Genomic DNA, 15,640 nt, shown 5'->3' on the forward strand with positions numbered 1-15,640 from the left:
GAATGGCCATGGAGGAGGCAATCTCGAAAACCGGGTTCCGCGATGCGATGGCGCGCGTCTGCGCGCCGGTCAATGTGATCACCACCAATGGCGAGGCCGGCCGTGGCGGGTTTACCGCCACCGCGATGTGCAGCGTCACCGACGAGCCGCCGACGCTGCTCGTCTGCATGAACGGCAAGTCGGCGCAATGCGGGCTTTTCCTGGAGAACCGCCGTTTCTGCGTCAACGTGCTCGCCGACGACCATCAGGAACTGGCCGGTTATTTTGCCGGCCGCCAGGCCGACATGGCGGCGCGCTATGCTGCCGCCCAATGGATCGACATGCCGTCCGGCAGTCAGGCGCTTGCGGACGCCATGGTCTCCTTCGATTGCCGCCTCACGGAAGCGCGGCTGGTCGGCACGCATCATATCTTCATCGGCCAGGTCATCGGCATCCGTTCGCGCGACGACGGCAATGCGCTGCTGTACTTCGATCGCAGCTATGTGAACGTGCCGACGCAGGCCGGGAGCTTCGGGGGGTAATCAAGAGCGAGTAACGAGTAGTTCGATAGCGAATAGTTGACTGGCTCCACGGCCGCGGCAACTATTCGCTATTCGCTATTCGCTATTCGCTATTCGCTCACAACTGTATCCACGCGGTCTTGAGGTCCACATACTTTTCCAGCGCATGCAGCGACTTGTCGTGGCCGTTGCCGGATTGCCCGACGCCGCCGAGCGGCACGGTGTTGTCGGCGCCGCCATAGGTGTTGACATGGACGACGCCCGCCCTGATGCCGCGCACCATGCGGTGGGCCCGCGACAGGTTGGAGGTCCAGACGGCCGAGGCGAGGCCGTAGTCGGTGGCGTTGGCGATTTTCAGCGCCTCTGCTTCGGTGTCGAAAGGTATGATCGACAGGATCGGGCCGAAGACTTCTTCCCGCGCAAGCGTCATGTCGGGTGTCACGTCAAACACGGTCGGCTGCATGTAGAAACCGCCGGTTTCCGCAAAAATCCGCTTGCCGCCGGTGCGCAGTTCAGCCCCTTCCGACAAGGCCTGTTCGGCAAAGCCGATATCCTTGTTCAACTGGATCTCGCTGGAGATCGCGCCTGCCTCCGTGGAAACCAGGAGGGGATCGCCAAGCTTCATGGCTGCGGCAATGCTCGCCACCTTCTGGGAAAACGCCTCGTGGATCGAGCGCTCGACGAGCAATCGCGAGCCGGCCACGCAGACCTGCCCGGAATTGCGGAAGATGCCATAGGCCGAGACCTTGGCGGCCTGGTCGATATCCGGCGCATCGGCGAACACGACATTCGGCGATTTGCCGCCAAGTTCGAGATAGACGCGCTTGAGGTTGGAACGGGCGGAATATTCAAGCAGCCGTCGGCCGACTGGACCGGAACCGGTAAACGCCAGAACATCGATATCCATGTGCAGGCCGAGCGCTTGCCCGGACACCGCGCCGCGACCGGTAACGACGTTGAAGACGCCGTCCGGAAGCCCGGCCTCGGCGCAAAGGGCGGCAAGCCTGAGAAGCGAGAGCGAGGCGCCCTCGGCAGGTTTCAGCACCACGGAATTGCCCGCCGCAAGCGCCGGGGCGATCTTCCAGGCGCCGATCATCATGGGAAAGTTCCACGGCACGATGGCCGCGACCACGCCGACCGGTTCGCGATGAATGAGGCCGAGAATATTTCCGGCCGTCGGCGCGATCTCGCCATAGACCTTGTCTATCGCCTCGGCATAATAGCGGAACGTGCCAGCGGCGCTGCCGGGCTCCGCTTTCAATGCCATCGAGATTTCGGTGCCGTTGTCGCGCACGCCGAGTACGGCGAGTTCGAGCGCGTTTTCCTCGATCAGGTCGGCAATCCTGAGCAGAGTTTTCTTGCGCTCGGCCGGCGCTGCTTTCGACCAGCTTCCCTTTTCGAAGGCGGCGCGCGCAGCCTTGACGGCAAGGTCCACATCCTCAGTGCCGGCATCGGCAATCGTAGTCAAAAGGCTGCCATCGATCGGGGAAATCACGTCCATGGCCGCTCCGCTTGACGGCGCGCGCCATGCCCCGCCGATGAACAGCGACTGCGGCGCGATTGCCCGCGTGCGGAGTTGATCGATTTTGTCCTGCATCATTCCATCCTCAAACAAAAATGGCGGGCGAGGCGCCCGCCATTGTGGTCCAATACCGGTCAGGCTTGCTGGCCCGCGCCAAGCCGCGAGAAGCCCGCGGCGTCGGCTGACTTCAGCCGCGCGGCAAGCGCGAAGCCAATGATCGCTGCGATGACGACAAGCCCCGGGAGAAACACGGCGAGGAAGCCGCTCGCCCCGGCGATTGCGCCGAAATTGACCGCAATATAGATCACCAGCGCCAGAAGGATAAGGCCGGTGACGATGGGCAGCACCTTCGTCGCGAGGAGATTGCCCCCAAGGTTCGGGTTGCGAGTGAAGAAGGCGACGATGGCGAAGGCGGTGAACGCCATCAGAAGCATGATCGCAAGGGTCGCGACATTGGTGAGCCAGGAGAACAGCCCGAGGACCGGATCCTGCCCGGTGAAGGCGAAGAGGCCGACGACCAGTGCAGCGATCACCGTCTGGATGATCGAGCCCACATGCGGGCTCTGGAACACCGGGTGGGTGACACCCACCGACTTCGGCAACAGTCCCTCGCGACCCGCGACATACATGTAGCGTGCGACACCATTGTGGAAGGCCAGCACGCCTGCGAACAGGCTGGTGATGAACAGGACGCTCATGACGGTGCCGATGCCGTTGCCGACATAGCGCTCGCCGAGCCCGAACAGGAAGGTCGTCGGATCGGCAAGGGCCTGCAGCTCCGGAACCAGCTTGTCGACGCCGGCGCCATTGACCATCAACCACGAGGTCAGCGTGTAGAAGATGCCGATGAGCAGCACGGAAATATAGGTAGCGCGCGGAACTGTGCGCTGTGGTTCGCGCGCTTCCTCGCTGTAGATCGTCGTTGCCTCGAAGCCGATGAAGGCGGCAAAGCAAAACAGAATACCGATCGCCGGCGTTCCGCTCCAGAAGGCCGCCGGTGTGAAGGGCACGGCCGAGAGACCGCTGTCGCCGCCCTTCAAGAGGATCGCGGCATCGATGACCAGGACGACGAGGTATTCGAAAATGACGAGCACCGAGAGGACCTTGGCCGACAAATCGACGCGCCGGTAGCCGAAAACCGCGACGATCGCGATGCCGATATAGGTCCAGACCCACCAGGGCAGTTCTAGTCCGATGCCGGCGAAAAAGCCCGACGTAGCTGCGCCGAACAGGCCGAATACGCCGATCTGCATGGCGTTGTAGGCAAGGATGGCGACGAGCGCGGCAGCGCCGCCCATCATGCCGCCGAGGCTCTGCGCGGTATAGGCATAAAAGGCGCCGGCATTGCGGATGTGGCGCGCCATCGCGACATAACCGACGGAGAACAGCAGCAGAATAACGGTGACGAGCAGGAAGGCCAGCGGAATGCCTGCTCCATTTCCGAGCAGCATCGAAAGCGGTACGCCGCCCGCAACCGCGGTCAGCGGGGCTGCCGCGGAAACCACCAGAAAGGTGATCGCCGCCACGCCTAGACTGTTTTTGCGCAGCTGGTTTTGACCGCCGGCGGATGAATTGTGTGTCTCCATATCGCGTAAGCTCCCCTTGATGACTTGCGATTTTTCGTCTGCCGATCTCGCGGCATTCCCAGTTCGAACCCACCTTGAAGCAGCGCGTCTCTTGTTGATTTTGTGCTTGTAACGCCGCCACTCCGCATGGTTCATTATGTGAACCAGTGCTTCAAATATAGACTTGCAAATAGTTCTGGTTCCTGTCAAGTTAATTCGCATGTTAAGTATCTCGGCGTCCTGGGAGGCGCGCTTGACGGGTGGAAAACCACCGCTTCGGACACTGGAACGGTTGTCCGGACAAATGAGGAATCGAGAGAAATGGGAACGATCGGCAAAGCGTTGACACTGCTCGACACATTGTCCCTGATGGAGAAGGAGGCCGGTCTGACCGAGATCGCCGAGGCATGCGCGTTGGACAAGGCGACGACGCGGCGCTTCCTCGTGGAACTCGAGAAACACGGCTTCGTTGAGCAGCTTGCCGATACGCGGAAATACCGGATCGGTTCGGCGCCGGTGCGGCTTGGCCGCATTCGCGAGGCGCGCTATCCTTTTCTTCGCACAGCGGCTCCCTTCGTCAGGCAGCTGGCCGAGACAGTCGACGAGACGGTGCATCTCTCGGAATTCACCGGCGGATGCCTATCGACCGTGCATGTCGAGGACTCGACCAGGGCGCATCGCGTCTTCGTCGCGATTGGAATGCCGCTGCCGTTTCATGCGACCGCCTCGGGACTGGCCTTCATATCGGCGTCCCCTGAAGATGAGATCGAGGCTGCGCTCGCAGGCGCCTTGCCGGGATTTACCGGCTACACGATCAAAGATCCGGCCGCGTTCCGTCAGGCGATCGCCGAGACCCAGGCCAACGGCTATTCGGTCAACCGGCAGGGCATGGAGGCCGGCGTAATCAGCGCGTCTGCGGCGATCCGGGCGCCCGGCAGGCGGCCGGTCGGCTGCATTACCATCGCTGCACCGCTCGTGCGCACGGATGCGGAGACGATCCGCAAGCATGGCCTTGAAGCCGCAGCGGCGGCGAAACGGATTTCAGACGCATTCTTCGGCGCCGATCGCGGGCAAGGCAGCGCGCCGTCCATGAGGAGGAACATTGAATGAGCGGCAGCGCTCGCATTCCCAACATTCTGGTGATTGGCACCGGCGATACCAAGAGCGAGGAACTGCTGTTCATGGCTGAGGTCATCGGCAAGGCCGGCGGACTGCCTGTCATGGTTGATGTCAGCGTGCTTGGTGATCCACCCTACATGGCGGACTATTCGAGGCTGGATATTGCCGCCGCCGCCGGGACGACGATCGAGGCAATCATCGGCAGCGGTGACGAGAAAAGCGCCATGGCGCTGATGGCCAAGGGGACCGCGGCGCTTGTCGAAAGGCTTCATGCCGCCGGCGACGTCGATGGGCTGATCGTGCTGGGTGGGTCCATGGGGACCGATCTTGCGCTCGATGCCGCCGCGGCACTGCCGATCGGCGTGCCGAAGTTCATCATATCGACCATAGCCTATTCTCATCTTTTGCCGCCTGAGCGCATCGTTCCCGATCTGATGATGATCCTGTGGGCGGGTGGCCTGTACGGCCTCAATCCAATCTGCCGCGCGGTACTTTCGCAGGCTTGCGGCGCGGTGGTGGGCGCTGCGAAGGCAAGCATCAGGCCCAGCGGCGAGCGGCCGCTGATCGGCATGACCTCGCTCGGTTCGTCCTGCCTCAAATACATGAAGATCCTGAAGCCGGAACTCGAAAGACGCGGTTATGACGTCGCTGTGTTCCACGCTACTGGAATGGGTGGCCGCGCCTATGAGGCGATCGCTGGCCAAAAGGGCTTTGCGGCGGTGTTCGATCTCTGCATCCAGGAGGTAACGAACCATCACAACGGCACGGTCGTGACGTCGGGCCCGGACCGCATGGAGAATGCAGCGCTTGCCGGCATCCCGCAAATCGTGGCGCCGGGGGCCGTGGACATGGTCGATCTTCCGGCCTGGCAGGCGCTTCCCGCGCGCTTTGCCGGCCGGCCCTACCACGCCCATAACCGGCTGATCGGATCGGTCACCACCTCGCCTAGAGGGCGCCGGGAGATTGCGCGCGTGGTCGCGGCCAAGCTCGCATCGGTACGTTCCCCTGTCGCGCTCATCCTGCCGTCGCGGGGCATCCAGGAATGGGACCAAAAGGGCGAGCCGCTCCATGAGCCGGAAGCGCTGGAAGCCTTCCTTGACGAAATGCGAAATGCGGTTCCGGAAACGGTCGAATTCGAAGAGGTCGATGCGCATATCAACGCGCCGGAATTTTCCGCCAAGGCGCTTGAAATCTTCGACCGCTGGGTTGCCGAAGGCGTCGTCCCGAGGGGCAGGCCATGACTGTTGCAAACTCCGACAAAGCCCTCATTCTCGATTTCGGCGGCGTCGTCACCCGGACACTTTTCGAGACACATGACGAAACCGAACGCGCGCTCGGCCTGAGGAAGGGTACGCTGACATGGCGCGGCCCATTCGACGTGGCGTCCGACCCGCTCTGGGCTCAGATGCAGGCGCGCGAGATCACCGAGCGTGAGTACTGGCTGACGCGGACACGCGAAGTCGGCGCGCTCGTCGGCGAGACGTGGACGGATATGGAGACCTTCGTCCAGCGCGCCCGTGGTGCCGAGCCGGGCCTTATCCTCAGGCCGGAAGCGCGCGATGCGATTCTCAAGGCGAAGGCCGAAGGCATCCGGCTGGCCATCCTGTCCAACGAACTCGACCTTTTCTATGGCGCAGACTTGCGCAAGCGCTTCCCGCTGATCGGCCTTTTCGACGTGATCGTCGATGCGACCTATACGAAGATCCTCAAGCCCGATCCCCGGGCCTATGAGGCGGTGCTGACCGAACTCAGGCTCGAGCGGACGAATTGCGTCTTCGTCGACGACCAGAAGAAGAACATCGAAGGGGCGGCGGCCGTCGGCCTGCCGCATGTGCATTTCGACGTGACCCGCCCTGCCGAAGGCTATGCCAAAGCATTGCAAATGCTTGGAATTTGAAAGGACATATGATGCGCGAGACCAATTTCCTGATCGAGAACAATGCCCGCCATCTCTGGCATCCGATGGCGCATCCAGCCGAGATGCAGGCCAAGCCGCCCCGCATCATCACTGCCGGTGCAGGCGTGGAAGTGACCGATCTCAACGGCAAGACGGTTCTGGATGCGGTCGGCGGCCTGTGGAATGTCAACCTGGGCTATTCCTGCGAACCGGTGAAACAGGCGATCCGCGACCAGCTCGACGCGTTGCCCTATTATTCGACCTTCCGCGGCACAACCAATTCGCCGCTGATCGAACTGTCCTACGAGCTTGCCGAATGGTTCAGGGAGGACGGCCTGACGCGCTCCTTCTTCACCTCGGGCGGTTCGGATTCCGTCGAGACGGCGCTCAGGCTCGCCCGCCAGTTCCACAAGATCAACGGGCAGCCGGAGCGGACCAAGTTCGTGGCGTTGAAGAAGGGCTATCACGGCACCCATTTCGGCGGCGCCTCGGTCAACGGCAATTCCAACTTCCGCCGCAACTACGAGCCGCTGCTGCCGGGTGTGTTCCATCTTGCCGCGCCCTATCCCTATCGCAATCCGTTCAACACGCCGGACCCGGCCGAAATCGCGCGCGCCATCGCCAACCAGTTCGAGGACGAGATCGCCTTCCAGGGCGCCGACACGATCGCGGCCTTCATCATGGAACCGGTCCTCGGCGCCGGCGGCGTCATCGTCCCGCATGAGACGTTCATGCCGCTGATGCGCGAAATCTGCGATCGTCACGGCATTCTCCTCATCGCCGACGAGGTCATCACCGCGTTCGGGCGCACCGGTGCCTGGACCGGTTCGCGTGGCTGGGGCGTCAAGCCGGACCTGCTGACCGCCGCCAAGGCAATTACCAACGGCTATTTCCCGTTCGGCGTGGTGATGATCTCGGAAAAGGTTGCCACGGCGTTCGAGACCAACAAGGACAGCTTCGGCTCGATCGGCCATGGTTATACCTATTCCGGTCATCCCGTGGGTGCCGCGGCAGCCCTTGCGACACTCAGGGAAACCGCCCGGATCGACACCGCGTCAAACGCCGTCGCCCGCGGGGCCGAGCTGATGAAGGGGCTCGAAGGGCTGAAGGCAGAGCACGCGCTCGTCGGCGACGTGCGCGGGCTTGGCCTTATGGCCGCACTCGAACTGGTCTCAGACCGGGCGAAGAAGACCAGTGCTGCGAAGGACGTCGTGCAGAAGGTCTATGATGCGGCCTACGAGGCGGGTGTCATGGTCCGCACCTCAGGCGCCAACGTCATCATCTCGCCGCCGCTCGTCATCACATCAGGCGATGTCGGGCGGATCATTGCTGCGCTCGATGCAGGCCTATCGGCTGCGGAAGGACAATGAGATGGCCGGCAATGACGCACTTCTTGCACGGCGCGAAAGTCTGCTTGGCCGGAACATGTCGACCTTCTACCAGGACCCCGTCCATCTCGTGAAGGGTGAGGGCGTCTGGCTCTTCGACGCGGACGGGCGGAAATATCTCGACTGCTACAACAACGTCCCGCATGTCGGGCATTGCCATCCGCGGGTCGTGGAGGCGATCTGCCGCCAGGCCTCGACACTCAACACCCATACCCGCTATCTCCATGAAGGCATTCTCGATTATGTCGAGCGGCTGACGGCGACGTTCGACAAGAGCCTCGATACGGCGATCCTGACCTGCACCGGCAGCGAGGCCAATGACATCGCGCTGCGCATGGCACAGGCCGTGACGGGCAAGACCGGCGTCATTGCCACGAACCACACCTATCACGGCAACACGGCGGCAGTGTCGCAGCTTTCCACCCGGATGCCACCGGTCGGCGGTTACGGCGGGCATGTGCGCCATGTGCCGGCGCCGGATGGTTACCGTCCGCTCGCAGGCGAGCCCGGTCAGGCTTTCACCGATGCCTGGGCGGCGGAAGTCGAAAGCGCGATCGCCTCGTTGAACGAAACGCCGCACGGGTTTTCAGCGCTGATCATCGATCCGTACTTTGCCAATGAGGGTTTCCCGGAACTGCCGGATGGCTTTCTCAAGAAGGCGGCCGGTATCGTCAGGCAGGCCGGCGGGCTGTTGATTGCGGATGAGGTTCAGCCGGGCTTTGGCCGTACCGGCACGCATATGTGGGGCCATCAGCGCGCAGGCATCGTGCCTGACATCGTGACGCTCGGAAAGCCGATGGGCAATGGACACCCGATCGGCGGCGTGGTTGCGAACGCGCAAACACTGAACGCCTTCCGCAAGGCCTTCCGCTATTTCAATACGTTCGGCGGCAACCCGGTCTCCTGCGCCGCGGCGATGGCGGTACTCGACGTGCTCGACGACGAGCAGCTGATCGAAAACGCCCGCGTCGTGGGCGGCCACGCCATCGCCGGCCTGGCGAAGCTTGCCGAAAAGCATTCGATCATCGGCAATGTGCGCGGCAGCGGCCTGTTCTTCGGCGCCGAACTGGTTCTGGACAGGGCGGAAAAAACGCCGGCCACCGACATCGCCACGCGCGTCATCAACCAGATGCGCGAACGCGGCGTGTTGATGGGCAAGCTCGGCATCCATCAGAACGCCACCAAGATCCGGCCGCCGATGCCGTTCAGCCGGCAGGACGCCGATTTCATGCTGTCGGTCCTCGACGACGTGCTTTCGGGGCTCTGAGCCATGACCGTTATGATCGATGAATTGAAGCGCATGGCGCGGCGGGCGCTCGCGCGGTGGGCCCTGCCGGATCAACAGCCGGAGCTCCTGAAATACCGCGAGAACGCGGTGTTCAGAGTCAGGCTTGCCAATGGCGGCCAAGCGGCGCTCAGGCTGCACCGGCCGGGCTATCATTCGCAGGCATCGCTTCGTTCGGAACTTTTGTGGATGGATGACCTGCGCCGCCGTGGACTTCGCGTGCCGCAGCCGCTGCCTGCCACCGATGGCTCGCTGCTGGTTGCCATCGAGGGCAGGCAACCGCAGTTCGCCGATCTGATCGGCTGGGTCGCAGGCAGGCAGATCGGCGAGACCGGGAAACTGCTGGAACACTCGCCTGGCGAACTCGCCGTCATCTACCGGGCGCTGGGCGAGGCGATGGCGGATGTTCACAGCGCGGCGGATCGCTGGACCAAACCGGCGGATTTCCATCGCGCTGCCTGGGATGCCGAAGGGTTGTTGGGCGATGCCCCGCTCTGGGGCCGGTTCTGGGATTGCGCCTTGATGTCCGAAAACGACCGCCTGTTCCTGGGCGATCTGCGCCTGCGTCTTCGCAAGCGGCTTCTGGCCGTCGCAGCCGGCCTCGATTTCGGCCTGATCCATGCCGACCTCGTGCGCGAAAACGTGCTGGTCGATGGCGACAGCGTGGCGCTGATCGATTTCGACGATTGCGGTTATGGCTGGCGGCTCTTCGACATTGCCACGACATTGCTGCGCAACCGGCAGGAAGAGCACTACGCGCTGATCAAGTCTTCGCTTCTGGAAGGCTACCGGTCCCGGCGAAAGCTCGAGGCGGCGGCACTCGCGCATCTGCCGCTGTTCCTGCTCCTTCGCAGCCTCACCTATATCGGCTGGGCAGGGGAGCGGCCCGAACTGCCCGATGCCGCCGCTCGCATGGCGCGCTATGTCAAGGATGCCCGGCAGTTAGCGGACGCGCTCGATGAAAAGCCATAGCGCCTATTTTACTTCGTTGAAGGTCGCCACTTCGTCGAGCATGTCGAGCAGATGGTCGATCTTCTCGCGGCCGAAACGCTTTTCGAGCCTGTCATATATGAGGCGGCTTTCCGGGGCGACCTCGTGGATGATCGCCAAACCGGCTTCGGTAATCTGCAGCAGCACGCGCCGGCCGTCGTTTTCGTCCTTGTGCTTGGAAATGATGCCGCGTTCCTCAAGCGAGCGGATGATGCGAGTCAGGCTCGGCGCCAGGATGAAGGCGCGATCAGCCATCTCGGATGCATCAACCGTATCGGCCTCGGCCAGGATGCGAATCACCCGCCATTGCTGTTCGGTCATGTCGTGTTCGGCGAGCATCGGGCGGAAATGGCCCATCAGGGCTTCCCGCGCGCGAAGCAGTGCGATCGGCAACGAGCGTTTGCTGTTCTGGGGGAGCAGGGCATCCTGCTGCAACTTGGGCTTGCGTGCGGACTGGTCGTTCATAATCGATTCTATGATGCATTTCACCGTGGTTTGCAATCATGCGAGGTGCGAACACCACACAAAGCGCTTGACGGTCATTTCGAATATCTTTAACATGTTAAATATATAAGAAAAGCCCGGGGAGGTCAAATGCCACACTTTACGATGGAATATTCGTCCAACCTGGACGGCGCCGTCGATTTTAAGGCGCTGTGTGCCGAGGTGCACGCCACCATCATGGCGTCTGGATTGTTCGAGCTGGGTGCCGTTCGCGTGCGGGCGATCCGTTGCGAAGCCTATGCCGTGGCCGATCGCTTGGCCGAGAACGGCTTCATCGACATGTCCTTCCGTATCGGTAAGGGACGCAGCGAGGAGGAGAAGCGCCAGACGGGCGAAGCGATCTTTGCTGCCGTCACGCAGTTTCTTGCGCCGCTTTTCCTAAACCCGCATTTCGCCCTGACGCTGGAGATCCGGGAGATCGATCCGCACCTCAGCTGGAAGAAGAACGCCATCCATCCCAGGCTCCGCCAGCCGGCGAGCTGAACCGATCCCTCCCAGGATGCCCGCGCAGACCCCAGAGGGATTGCGCGGGCGGCCGCACCCAATCCGGAGAAACGAATGTCGAAATTCGACGAAAACATCACAAGAGCCAAGGCCTATCTCGCAAGGTTCGAGACGGGCGTGATGAACAGGATCAACGGCGAAGACATGTGGGCGTCTGATGGCGCCACCTATGAGACGATCTCGCCGGTCGATCTCAAGCCGCTTGCGACCGTGGCGCTTGGCAAGGCCGCCGACATCGACCGCGCCGCGAAGGCTGCCAAGGCTGCGTTTCCGGCCTGGGCTGCCATGGATGGCACCGCGCGCAAGAAGCTCATGCACAAGATCGCCGACGCCATCGTTGCGCGTGCGGAAGAGATCGCCTTCGTTGAATGCATGGATACCGGGCAATCGCTGAAATTCATGGCCAAGGCGGCCCTGCGCGGCGCGGAGAATTTCCGCTTCTTTGCAGACCGCGCGCCGGAAGCCCGCGACGGCAAGACGTTGCGCGGTCCCGGCCAGGTCAACATGACCACTCGCGTTCCGATTGGGCCGGTCGGCATCATCACGCCGTGGAATACACCCTTCATGCTGTCGACCTGGAAGATCGCCCCGGCGCTCGCCGCAGGCTGCACGCTGGTTCACAAGCCGGCGGAGTTTTCGCCCTTGACCGCCCGCTTGCTGGTGGAGATCGCCGAAGAGGCCGGTTTGCCGAAAGGCGTGTGGAACCTCGTCAACGGTTTCGGCGAGGATGCCGGCAAGGCGCTGACCGAACACCGCGATATCAAGGCAATCGGCTTTGTCGGCGAAAGCCGCACCGGTTCGATGATCATGAAGCAGGGCGCCGACACGCTCAAGCGCGTGCATTTCGAACTCGGCGGCAAGAACCCGGTGATTGTCTTTGCCGATGCCGATCTCGAACGGGCGGCCGATGCCGCCGTCTTCATGATCTATTCGCTCAACGGCGAGCGCTGCACCTCGTCCTCGCGGCTTCTGGTCGAGGAAAGCATTTATGACAGGTTTACGGCGCTGGTCGCCGAGAAGGCCAGGCGGATCAAGGTCGGCCATCCGCTCGACCCGGAAACCGTCATCGGCCCGCTCATCCACCCCGTTCATGAGAAGAAGGTGCTGGAATATATCGAGATCGGCAAGGCCGGCGGTGCGACCGTCGCTGCCGGCGGGGAGAAATTCGCCGGTCCGGGCGGCGGATGCTATGTCTCGCCGACACTGTTCACCGGCGCCAGCAACAAGATGCGGATTGCCCAGGAAGAGATATTCGGCCCGGTGCTGACGGCTATTGCGTTCAAGGACGAGGCAGAAGCGCTCGAACTTGCCAACGACGTCGAATACGGCCTGACCGGCTATCTCTGGACCAATGACGTCACCCGTGCCTTCCGCTTTACCGATGCGCTGGAGGCCGGGATGATCTGGGTCAATTCCGAAAACGTCCGCCATCTGCCGACACCGTTCGGCGGCGTCAAGAGCTCAGGCATCGGCCGCGACGGCGGCGACTGGTCCTTCGATTTCTACATGGAAACCAAGAACATCGCGTTTGCCACCACGGCGCACGCCATCCAGAAACTCGGTGGCTGAGGTGACCATGCGCCGGTCACTCGCTGCACGCCCAAATCTGAGGAGGAAATAATGGCCCTGCCGAAACCCAATCTCTACCCGCCCTTCAACATCATACGGCTCAGCCATGTCGAACTCGCCGTCACCGATCTCGCCAAGTCGCGCGCTTTCTATGTCGATACGCTCGGCCTGCAGGTGACCGACGAGACATCCGACACGATCTATCTGCGCGCCATGGAAGAGCGGGGGCACCACTGCATCGTGCTGAAGAAATCAGACACGGGAGAAGCCCGCGACCTCGGCTTCAAGGTGTTTTCCGAAGACGATCTCGACAAGGCCGAGCACTTCTTCAAGGGCAAGGGCCTGCCGGTGGAGTGGGTCGAGCGTCCCTATCAGTCGCGCAGCTTCCGCACCCGCGACCCCCATGGCATTCCGCTCGAATTCTATTCGAAGATGGACCGCCTACCGCCGATCCACCAGAAATACGCGCTCTACAAGGGCGTCAAGCCGCTGCGTATCGATCATTTCAACTGCTTCTCGCCCAATGTCGACGAGAGCGTTGCCTTCTATAACGAGATCGGCTTCCGGGTGACCGAATATACCGCCGACGAGGAAACCGGCCGCCTGTGGGCCGCCTGGACGCATCGCAAGGGCGGCGTGCACGACATCGCCTTTACCAATGGCCGTGGCCCCCGCCTGCACCACACCGCCTTCTGGGTGCCGACGCCGCTCAACATCATCGACCTGCTCGACCTGATGTCGACCACCGGCTGGCTGGCCAACATCGAGCGCGGTCCGGGCCGGCACGGCATTTCCAATGCGTTCTTCCTCTATATCCGTGACCCCGACGGCCATCGCATCGAGATCTATTGCTCGGATTACCAGACGGTCGATCCCGACCTCGAGCCGATCAGGTGGGACCTCAAGGACCCGCAGCGGCAGACGCTCTGGGGGGCGCCCGCGCCGAAATCCTGGTTCGAGGAGGGCAGCCTTTTCGCCGGCGCCGACGTGGTCGATTCCGTGCTCAAGGCGCAGCCGATTGTGGCGCCGTGAGGGTTTGCCCCTCGACCTTGATCCTCTCTCCGCATCAGGGAGAAGGGACCCGGAGCAGCCGGGCGAGGGGCCATTTGGAGTGAAGTCGTAATGTCCAAGTTTGTCAGTTTCTCCACCACAGGCGGCCGAGGTTACGGCGTCCATACCGATGGCGGCATCGTCAACCTGTCCGCCCGCTATGGCGGCGTCTGGCCGACGCTGCGCGAAGTCGTTGAAGCCGGTGCATTGTTGCGTCTCGCCGATGAGGCCGCGACGATGGAGCCGGATCTCGCGCTCGCAGATGTCACCTTCGAAATCCCGATACCGGCGCCGGAAAAGCTGATCTGCGTCGGGGTTAACTTCCCCGATCGCAACGAGGAGTACAAGGACGGCCAGGCAGCACCCGCCAATCCCTCGCTGTTCATCCGCTTTCCGCGTTCCTTCACCGGTCACGGCCAGCCGCTGATCCGGCCGCCGGAGAGCCCGCAACTCGATTACGAGGGTGAGATCGTCATCGTCATCGGCAAGGGCGGGCGGCGGATTGCCGAGAGAGAGGCGCTTGATCACATTGCCGCGCTCTCGCTGTGCAACGAAGGCACGATCCGCGACTGGGTGCGGCATGCCAAATTCAACGTGACACAGGGCAAGAATTTCGACCGGACCGGCTCGATTGGCCCCTGGCTGGTGCCGTTCACAAACGAGGAGCAGATCGCCGATATCGAGTTGACGACCCGGGTGAATGGCGAAGTCCGCCAGCAGGATCGCACATCGCGGATGATTTTTTCCTTCCGCAAGATCATCAATTATATCTCGACCTTCACGACGCTGGTACCCGGCGATGTGATCGTCACCGGCACGCCCACCGGCGCGGGCGCGCGCTTCGATCCGCCGGTCTGGCTGAAGCCGGGCGATGTCGTCGAGGTCGAGGCCGAAGGCATCGGTACGCTGCGCAACACCATTGCCGACGAGGTTTGAGATGCTGACCGAGGATGAAATCAAATCCGCCGCTCAGGCGCTGGACCAGGCCGAGAAAAGCCGCAAGCAGATCGGTCTCCTGTCGCAGTGTTATCCGCAGGCGACGATGGACGACGCCTATGCCATCCAGGACGCATGGGTGCGCGACAAGATCAAGGCCGGCCGCAGGGTGATCGGCTGGAAGATCGGCCTCACCTCCAAGGCGATGCAATATGCGCTGAACATCGACATTCCCGATAGCGGCGTCCTGTTCGACGACATGCTGTTCGAGGACGGCGCAGTGATTGCCGGAGACCGTTTCATCCAGCCGCGCATCGAGGCTGAAATCGCCTTCGTGATGAAGGCGCCGCTCAAGGGCGGCGATGTCTCCATCTTCGATGTGCTCAACGCCACGGATTATGTGACGCCCGCGCTTGAGATCCTCGATACCCGCATCCTGCGCGCCGATCCGGAAACCAGGAAGGCGCGTACCATTGTCGATACGATTTCCGACAATGCGGCCAATGCCGGTATCGTCATCGGGGGCCGCCAGATGCGGCCCGACCAGGTCGATATGCGCTGGATGGGTGCGATCGTCTCGCGCAATGCCGAGGTCGAGGAGACCGGGCTCGGTGCCGGCGTGCTCAACCATCCCGCCCGCGGGATCGCCTGGCTTGCCAACCGGCTTTCGCACTATGGCGCCGGCATCGAGGCGGGGCAGATCGTGCTTGCCGGTTCCTTCATCCGGCCGATCGAAGCCCGCCATGGCGATACGATTTCAGCCGATTTCGGCCCCTGTGGCACCATTAGCTGCTTTTTCAAGTGAGACCCC

General features: G+C 62.4%; 15 protein-coding genes. 12 read left to right on the top strand and 3 right to left on the bottom strand.

The window, feature by feature from the left end:
• Window positions 1–8: 8 nt before the first annotated feature.
• On the top strand, window positions 9–521 hold the full coding sequence (locus AC1D17_RS00225) for a flavin reductase (RefSeq protein ID WP_477563429.1): 513 nt from the start codon (window positions 9–11) through the stop codon (window positions 519–521).
• A 97-nt stretch (window positions 522–618) separates the two neighbouring features.
• On the opposite strand, the gene AC1D17_RS00230 is transcribed toward AC1D17_RS00225, so the two are convergent.
• Window positions 619–2,097 carry an aldehyde dehydrogenase gene (locus AC1D17_RS00230; RefSeq protein ID WP_477563430.1) on the bottom strand — a complete coding sequence of 493 codons (1,479 nt, stop codon included), beginning with the start codon at window positions 2,095–2,097 and terminating at the stop codon, window positions 619–621.
• Window positions 2,098–2,156: 59 nt separating this feature from the next.
• Window positions 2,157–3,608, bottom strand: a complete 1,452-nt coding sequence (locus tag AC1D17_RS00235) for an APC family permease (RefSeq protein WP_477563431.1) — start codon at window positions 3,606–3,608, stop codon at window positions 2,157–2,159.
• A gap of 300 nt (window positions 3,609–3,908) precedes the next feature.
• Between AC1D17_RS00235 and AC1D17_RS00240 the strand changes: the two genes are divergently transcribed.
• From AC1D17_RS00240 to AC1D17_RS00265, 6 genes are read left to right on the top strand one after another with little or no spacing between them, the layout of a single operon-like run.
• The gene (locus AC1D17_RS00240) at window positions 3,909–4,697 is read left to right on the top strand and encodes an IclR family transcriptional regulator (protein WP_477563432.1); all 789 of its coding nucleotides are present in this window, start codon (window positions 3,909–3,911) and stop codon (window positions 4,695–4,697) included.
• Entirely contained in the window at window positions 4,694–5,947 is a 1,254-nt protein-coding gene (locus AC1D17_RS00245) for a Tm-1-like ATP-binding domain-containing protein (RefSeq protein ID WP_477563433.1), read from the top strand. The genes AC1D17_RS00240 and AC1D17_RS00245 overlap by 4 nt, the downstream gene beginning before the upstream one ends.
• Complete coding sequence (locus tag AC1D17_RS00250; protein WP_477563434.1) at window positions 5,944–6,603, top strand: HAD family hydrolase; 660 nt, start codon at window positions 5,944–5,946, stop codon at window positions 6,601–6,603. Before AC1D17_RS00245 ends, AC1D17_RS00250 begins: the two co-directional genes overlap by 4 nt.
• Before the next feature lie 11 nt (window positions 6,604–6,614).
• On the top strand, window positions 6,615–7,973 hold the full coding sequence (locus tag AC1D17_RS00255) for an aminotransferase class III-fold pyridoxal phosphate-dependent enzyme (RefSeq protein ID WP_477563435.1): 1,359 nt from the start codon (window positions 6,615–6,617) through the stop codon (window positions 7,971–7,973).
• Between the two features lies 1 nt (window position 7,974).
• Window positions 7,975–9,258 carry an aspartate aminotransferase family protein gene (locus AC1D17_RS00260; RefSeq protein ID WP_477563436.1) on the top strand — a complete coding sequence of 428 codons (1,284 nt, stop codon included), beginning with the start codon at window positions 7,975–7,977 and terminating at the stop codon, window positions 9,256–9,258.
• Between the two features lie 3 nt (window positions 9,259–9,261).
• Complete coding sequence (locus AC1D17_RS00265; protein ID WP_477563437.1) at window positions 9,262–10,248, top strand: phosphotransferase enzyme family protein; 987 nt, start codon at window positions 9,262–9,264, stop codon at window positions 10,246–10,248.
• Between the two features lie 3 nt (window positions 10,249–10,251).
• On the opposite strand, the gene hpaR is transcribed toward AC1D17_RS00265, so the two are convergent.
• On the bottom strand, window positions 10,252–10,731 hold the full coding sequence (gene hpaR / locus AC1D17_RS00270; RefSeq protein ID WP_477563438.1) for a homoprotocatechuate degradation operon regulator HpaR: 480 nt from the start codon (window positions 10,729–10,731) through the stop codon (window positions 10,252–10,254).
• A 129-nt stretch (window positions 10,732–10,860) separates the two neighbouring features.
• Between hpaR and AC1D17_RS00275 the strand changes: the two genes are divergently transcribed.
• From AC1D17_RS00275 to hpaH, 5 genes are all read left to right on the top strand, one after another.
• Window positions 10,861–11,253, top strand: coding sequence for a 5-carboxymethyl-2-hydroxymuconate isomerase (locus AC1D17_RS00275; protein ID WP_477563439.1), 393 nt, complete (start codon window positions 10,861–10,863; stop codon window positions 11,251–11,253).
• A gap of 75 nt (window positions 11,254–11,328) precedes the next feature.
• Window positions 11,329–12,843 (top strand): 5-carboxymethyl-2-hydroxymuconate semialdehyde dehydrogenase, encoded by a 1,515-nt coding sequence (hpaE, locus tag AC1D17_RS00280; RefSeq protein ID WP_477563440.1) that lies wholly within the window; start codon window positions 11,329–11,331, stop codon window positions 12,841–12,843.
• 51 nt (window positions 12,844–12,894) lie between these two features.
• Complete coding sequence (gene hpaD / locus AC1D17_RS00285) at window positions 12,895–13,875, top strand: 3,4-dihydroxyphenylacetate 2,3-dioxygenase (protein WP_477563441.1); 981 nt, start codon at window positions 12,895–12,897, stop codon at window positions 13,873–13,875.
• A gap of 90 nt (window positions 13,876–13,965) precedes the next feature.
• Window positions 13,966–14,829, top strand: a complete 864-nt coding sequence (locus tag AC1D17_RS00290; protein ID WP_477563442.1) for a fumarylacetoacetate hydrolase family protein — start codon at window positions 13,966–13,968, stop codon at window positions 14,827–14,829.
• Between the two features lies 1 nt (window position 14,830).
• On the top strand, window positions 14,831–15,634 hold the full coding sequence (gene hpaH / locus AC1D17_RS00295) for a 2-oxo-hept-4-ene-1,7-dioate hydratase (RefSeq protein ID WP_477563443.1): 804 nt from the start codon (window positions 14,831–14,833) through the stop codon (window positions 15,632–15,634).
• The last annotated feature ends 6 nt before the right edge of the window (window positions 15,635–15,640 follow it).

It is taken from the genome of Pararhizobium sp. P1_E7 (assembly GCF_056405855.1).

Coding starts and splice junctions, on each gene's coding strand:
- AC1D17_RS00225 (WP_477563429.1), top strand. CDS start 9: ATGGAGGAGGCAATCTCGAAAACCGGGTTCCGCGATGCGATGGCGCGC.
- AC1D17_RS00230 (WP_477563430.1), bottom strand. CDS start 2,097: ATGCAGGACAAAATCGATCAACTCCGCACGCGGGCAATCGCGCCGCAG.
- AC1D17_RS00235 (WP_477563431.1), bottom strand. CDS start 3,608: ATGGAGACACACAATTCATCCGCCGGCGGTCAAAACCAGCTGCGCAAA.
- AC1D17_RS00240 (WP_477563432.1), top strand. CDS start 3,909: ATGGGAACGATCGGCAAAGCGTTGACACTGCTCGACACATTGTCCCTG.
- AC1D17_RS00245 (WP_477563433.1), top strand. CDS start 4,694: ATGAGCGGCAGCGCTCGCATTCCCAACATTCTGGTGATTGGCACCGGC.
- AC1D17_RS00250 (WP_477563434.1), top strand. CDS start 5,944: ATGACTGTTGCAAACTCCGACAAAGCCCTCATTCTCGATTTCGGCGGC.
- AC1D17_RS00255 (WP_477563435.1), top strand. CDS start 6,615: ATGCGCGAGACCAATTTCCTGATCGAGAACAATGCCCGCCATCTCTGG.
- AC1D17_RS00260 (WP_477563436.1), top strand. CDS start 7,975: ATGGCCGGCAATGACGCACTTCTTGCACGGCGCGAAAGTCTGCTTGGC.
- AC1D17_RS00265 (WP_477563437.1), top strand. CDS start 9,262: ATGACCGTTATGATCGATGAATTGAAGCGCATGGCGCGGCGGGCGCTC.
- hpaR (WP_477563438.1), bottom strand. CDS start 10,731: ATGAACGACCAGTCCGCACGCAAGCCCAAGTTGCAGCAGGATGCCCTG.
- AC1D17_RS00275 (WP_477563439.1), top strand. CDS start 10,861: ATGCCACACTTTACGATGGAATATTCGTCCAACCTGGACGGCGCCGTC.
- hpaE (WP_477563440.1), top strand. CDS start 11,329: ATGTCGAAATTCGACGAAAACATCACAAGAGCCAAGGCCTATCTCGCA.
- hpaD (WP_477563441.1), top strand. CDS start 12,895: ATGGCCCTGCCGAAACCCAATCTCTACCCGCCCTTCAACATCATACGG.
- AC1D17_RS00290 (WP_477563442.1), top strand. CDS start 13,966: ATGTCCAAGTTTGTCAGTTTCTCCACCACAGGCGGCCGAGGTTACGGC.
- hpaH (WP_477563443.1), top strand. CDS start 14,831: ATGCTGACCGAGGATGAAATCAAATCCGCCGCTCAGGCGCTGGACCAG.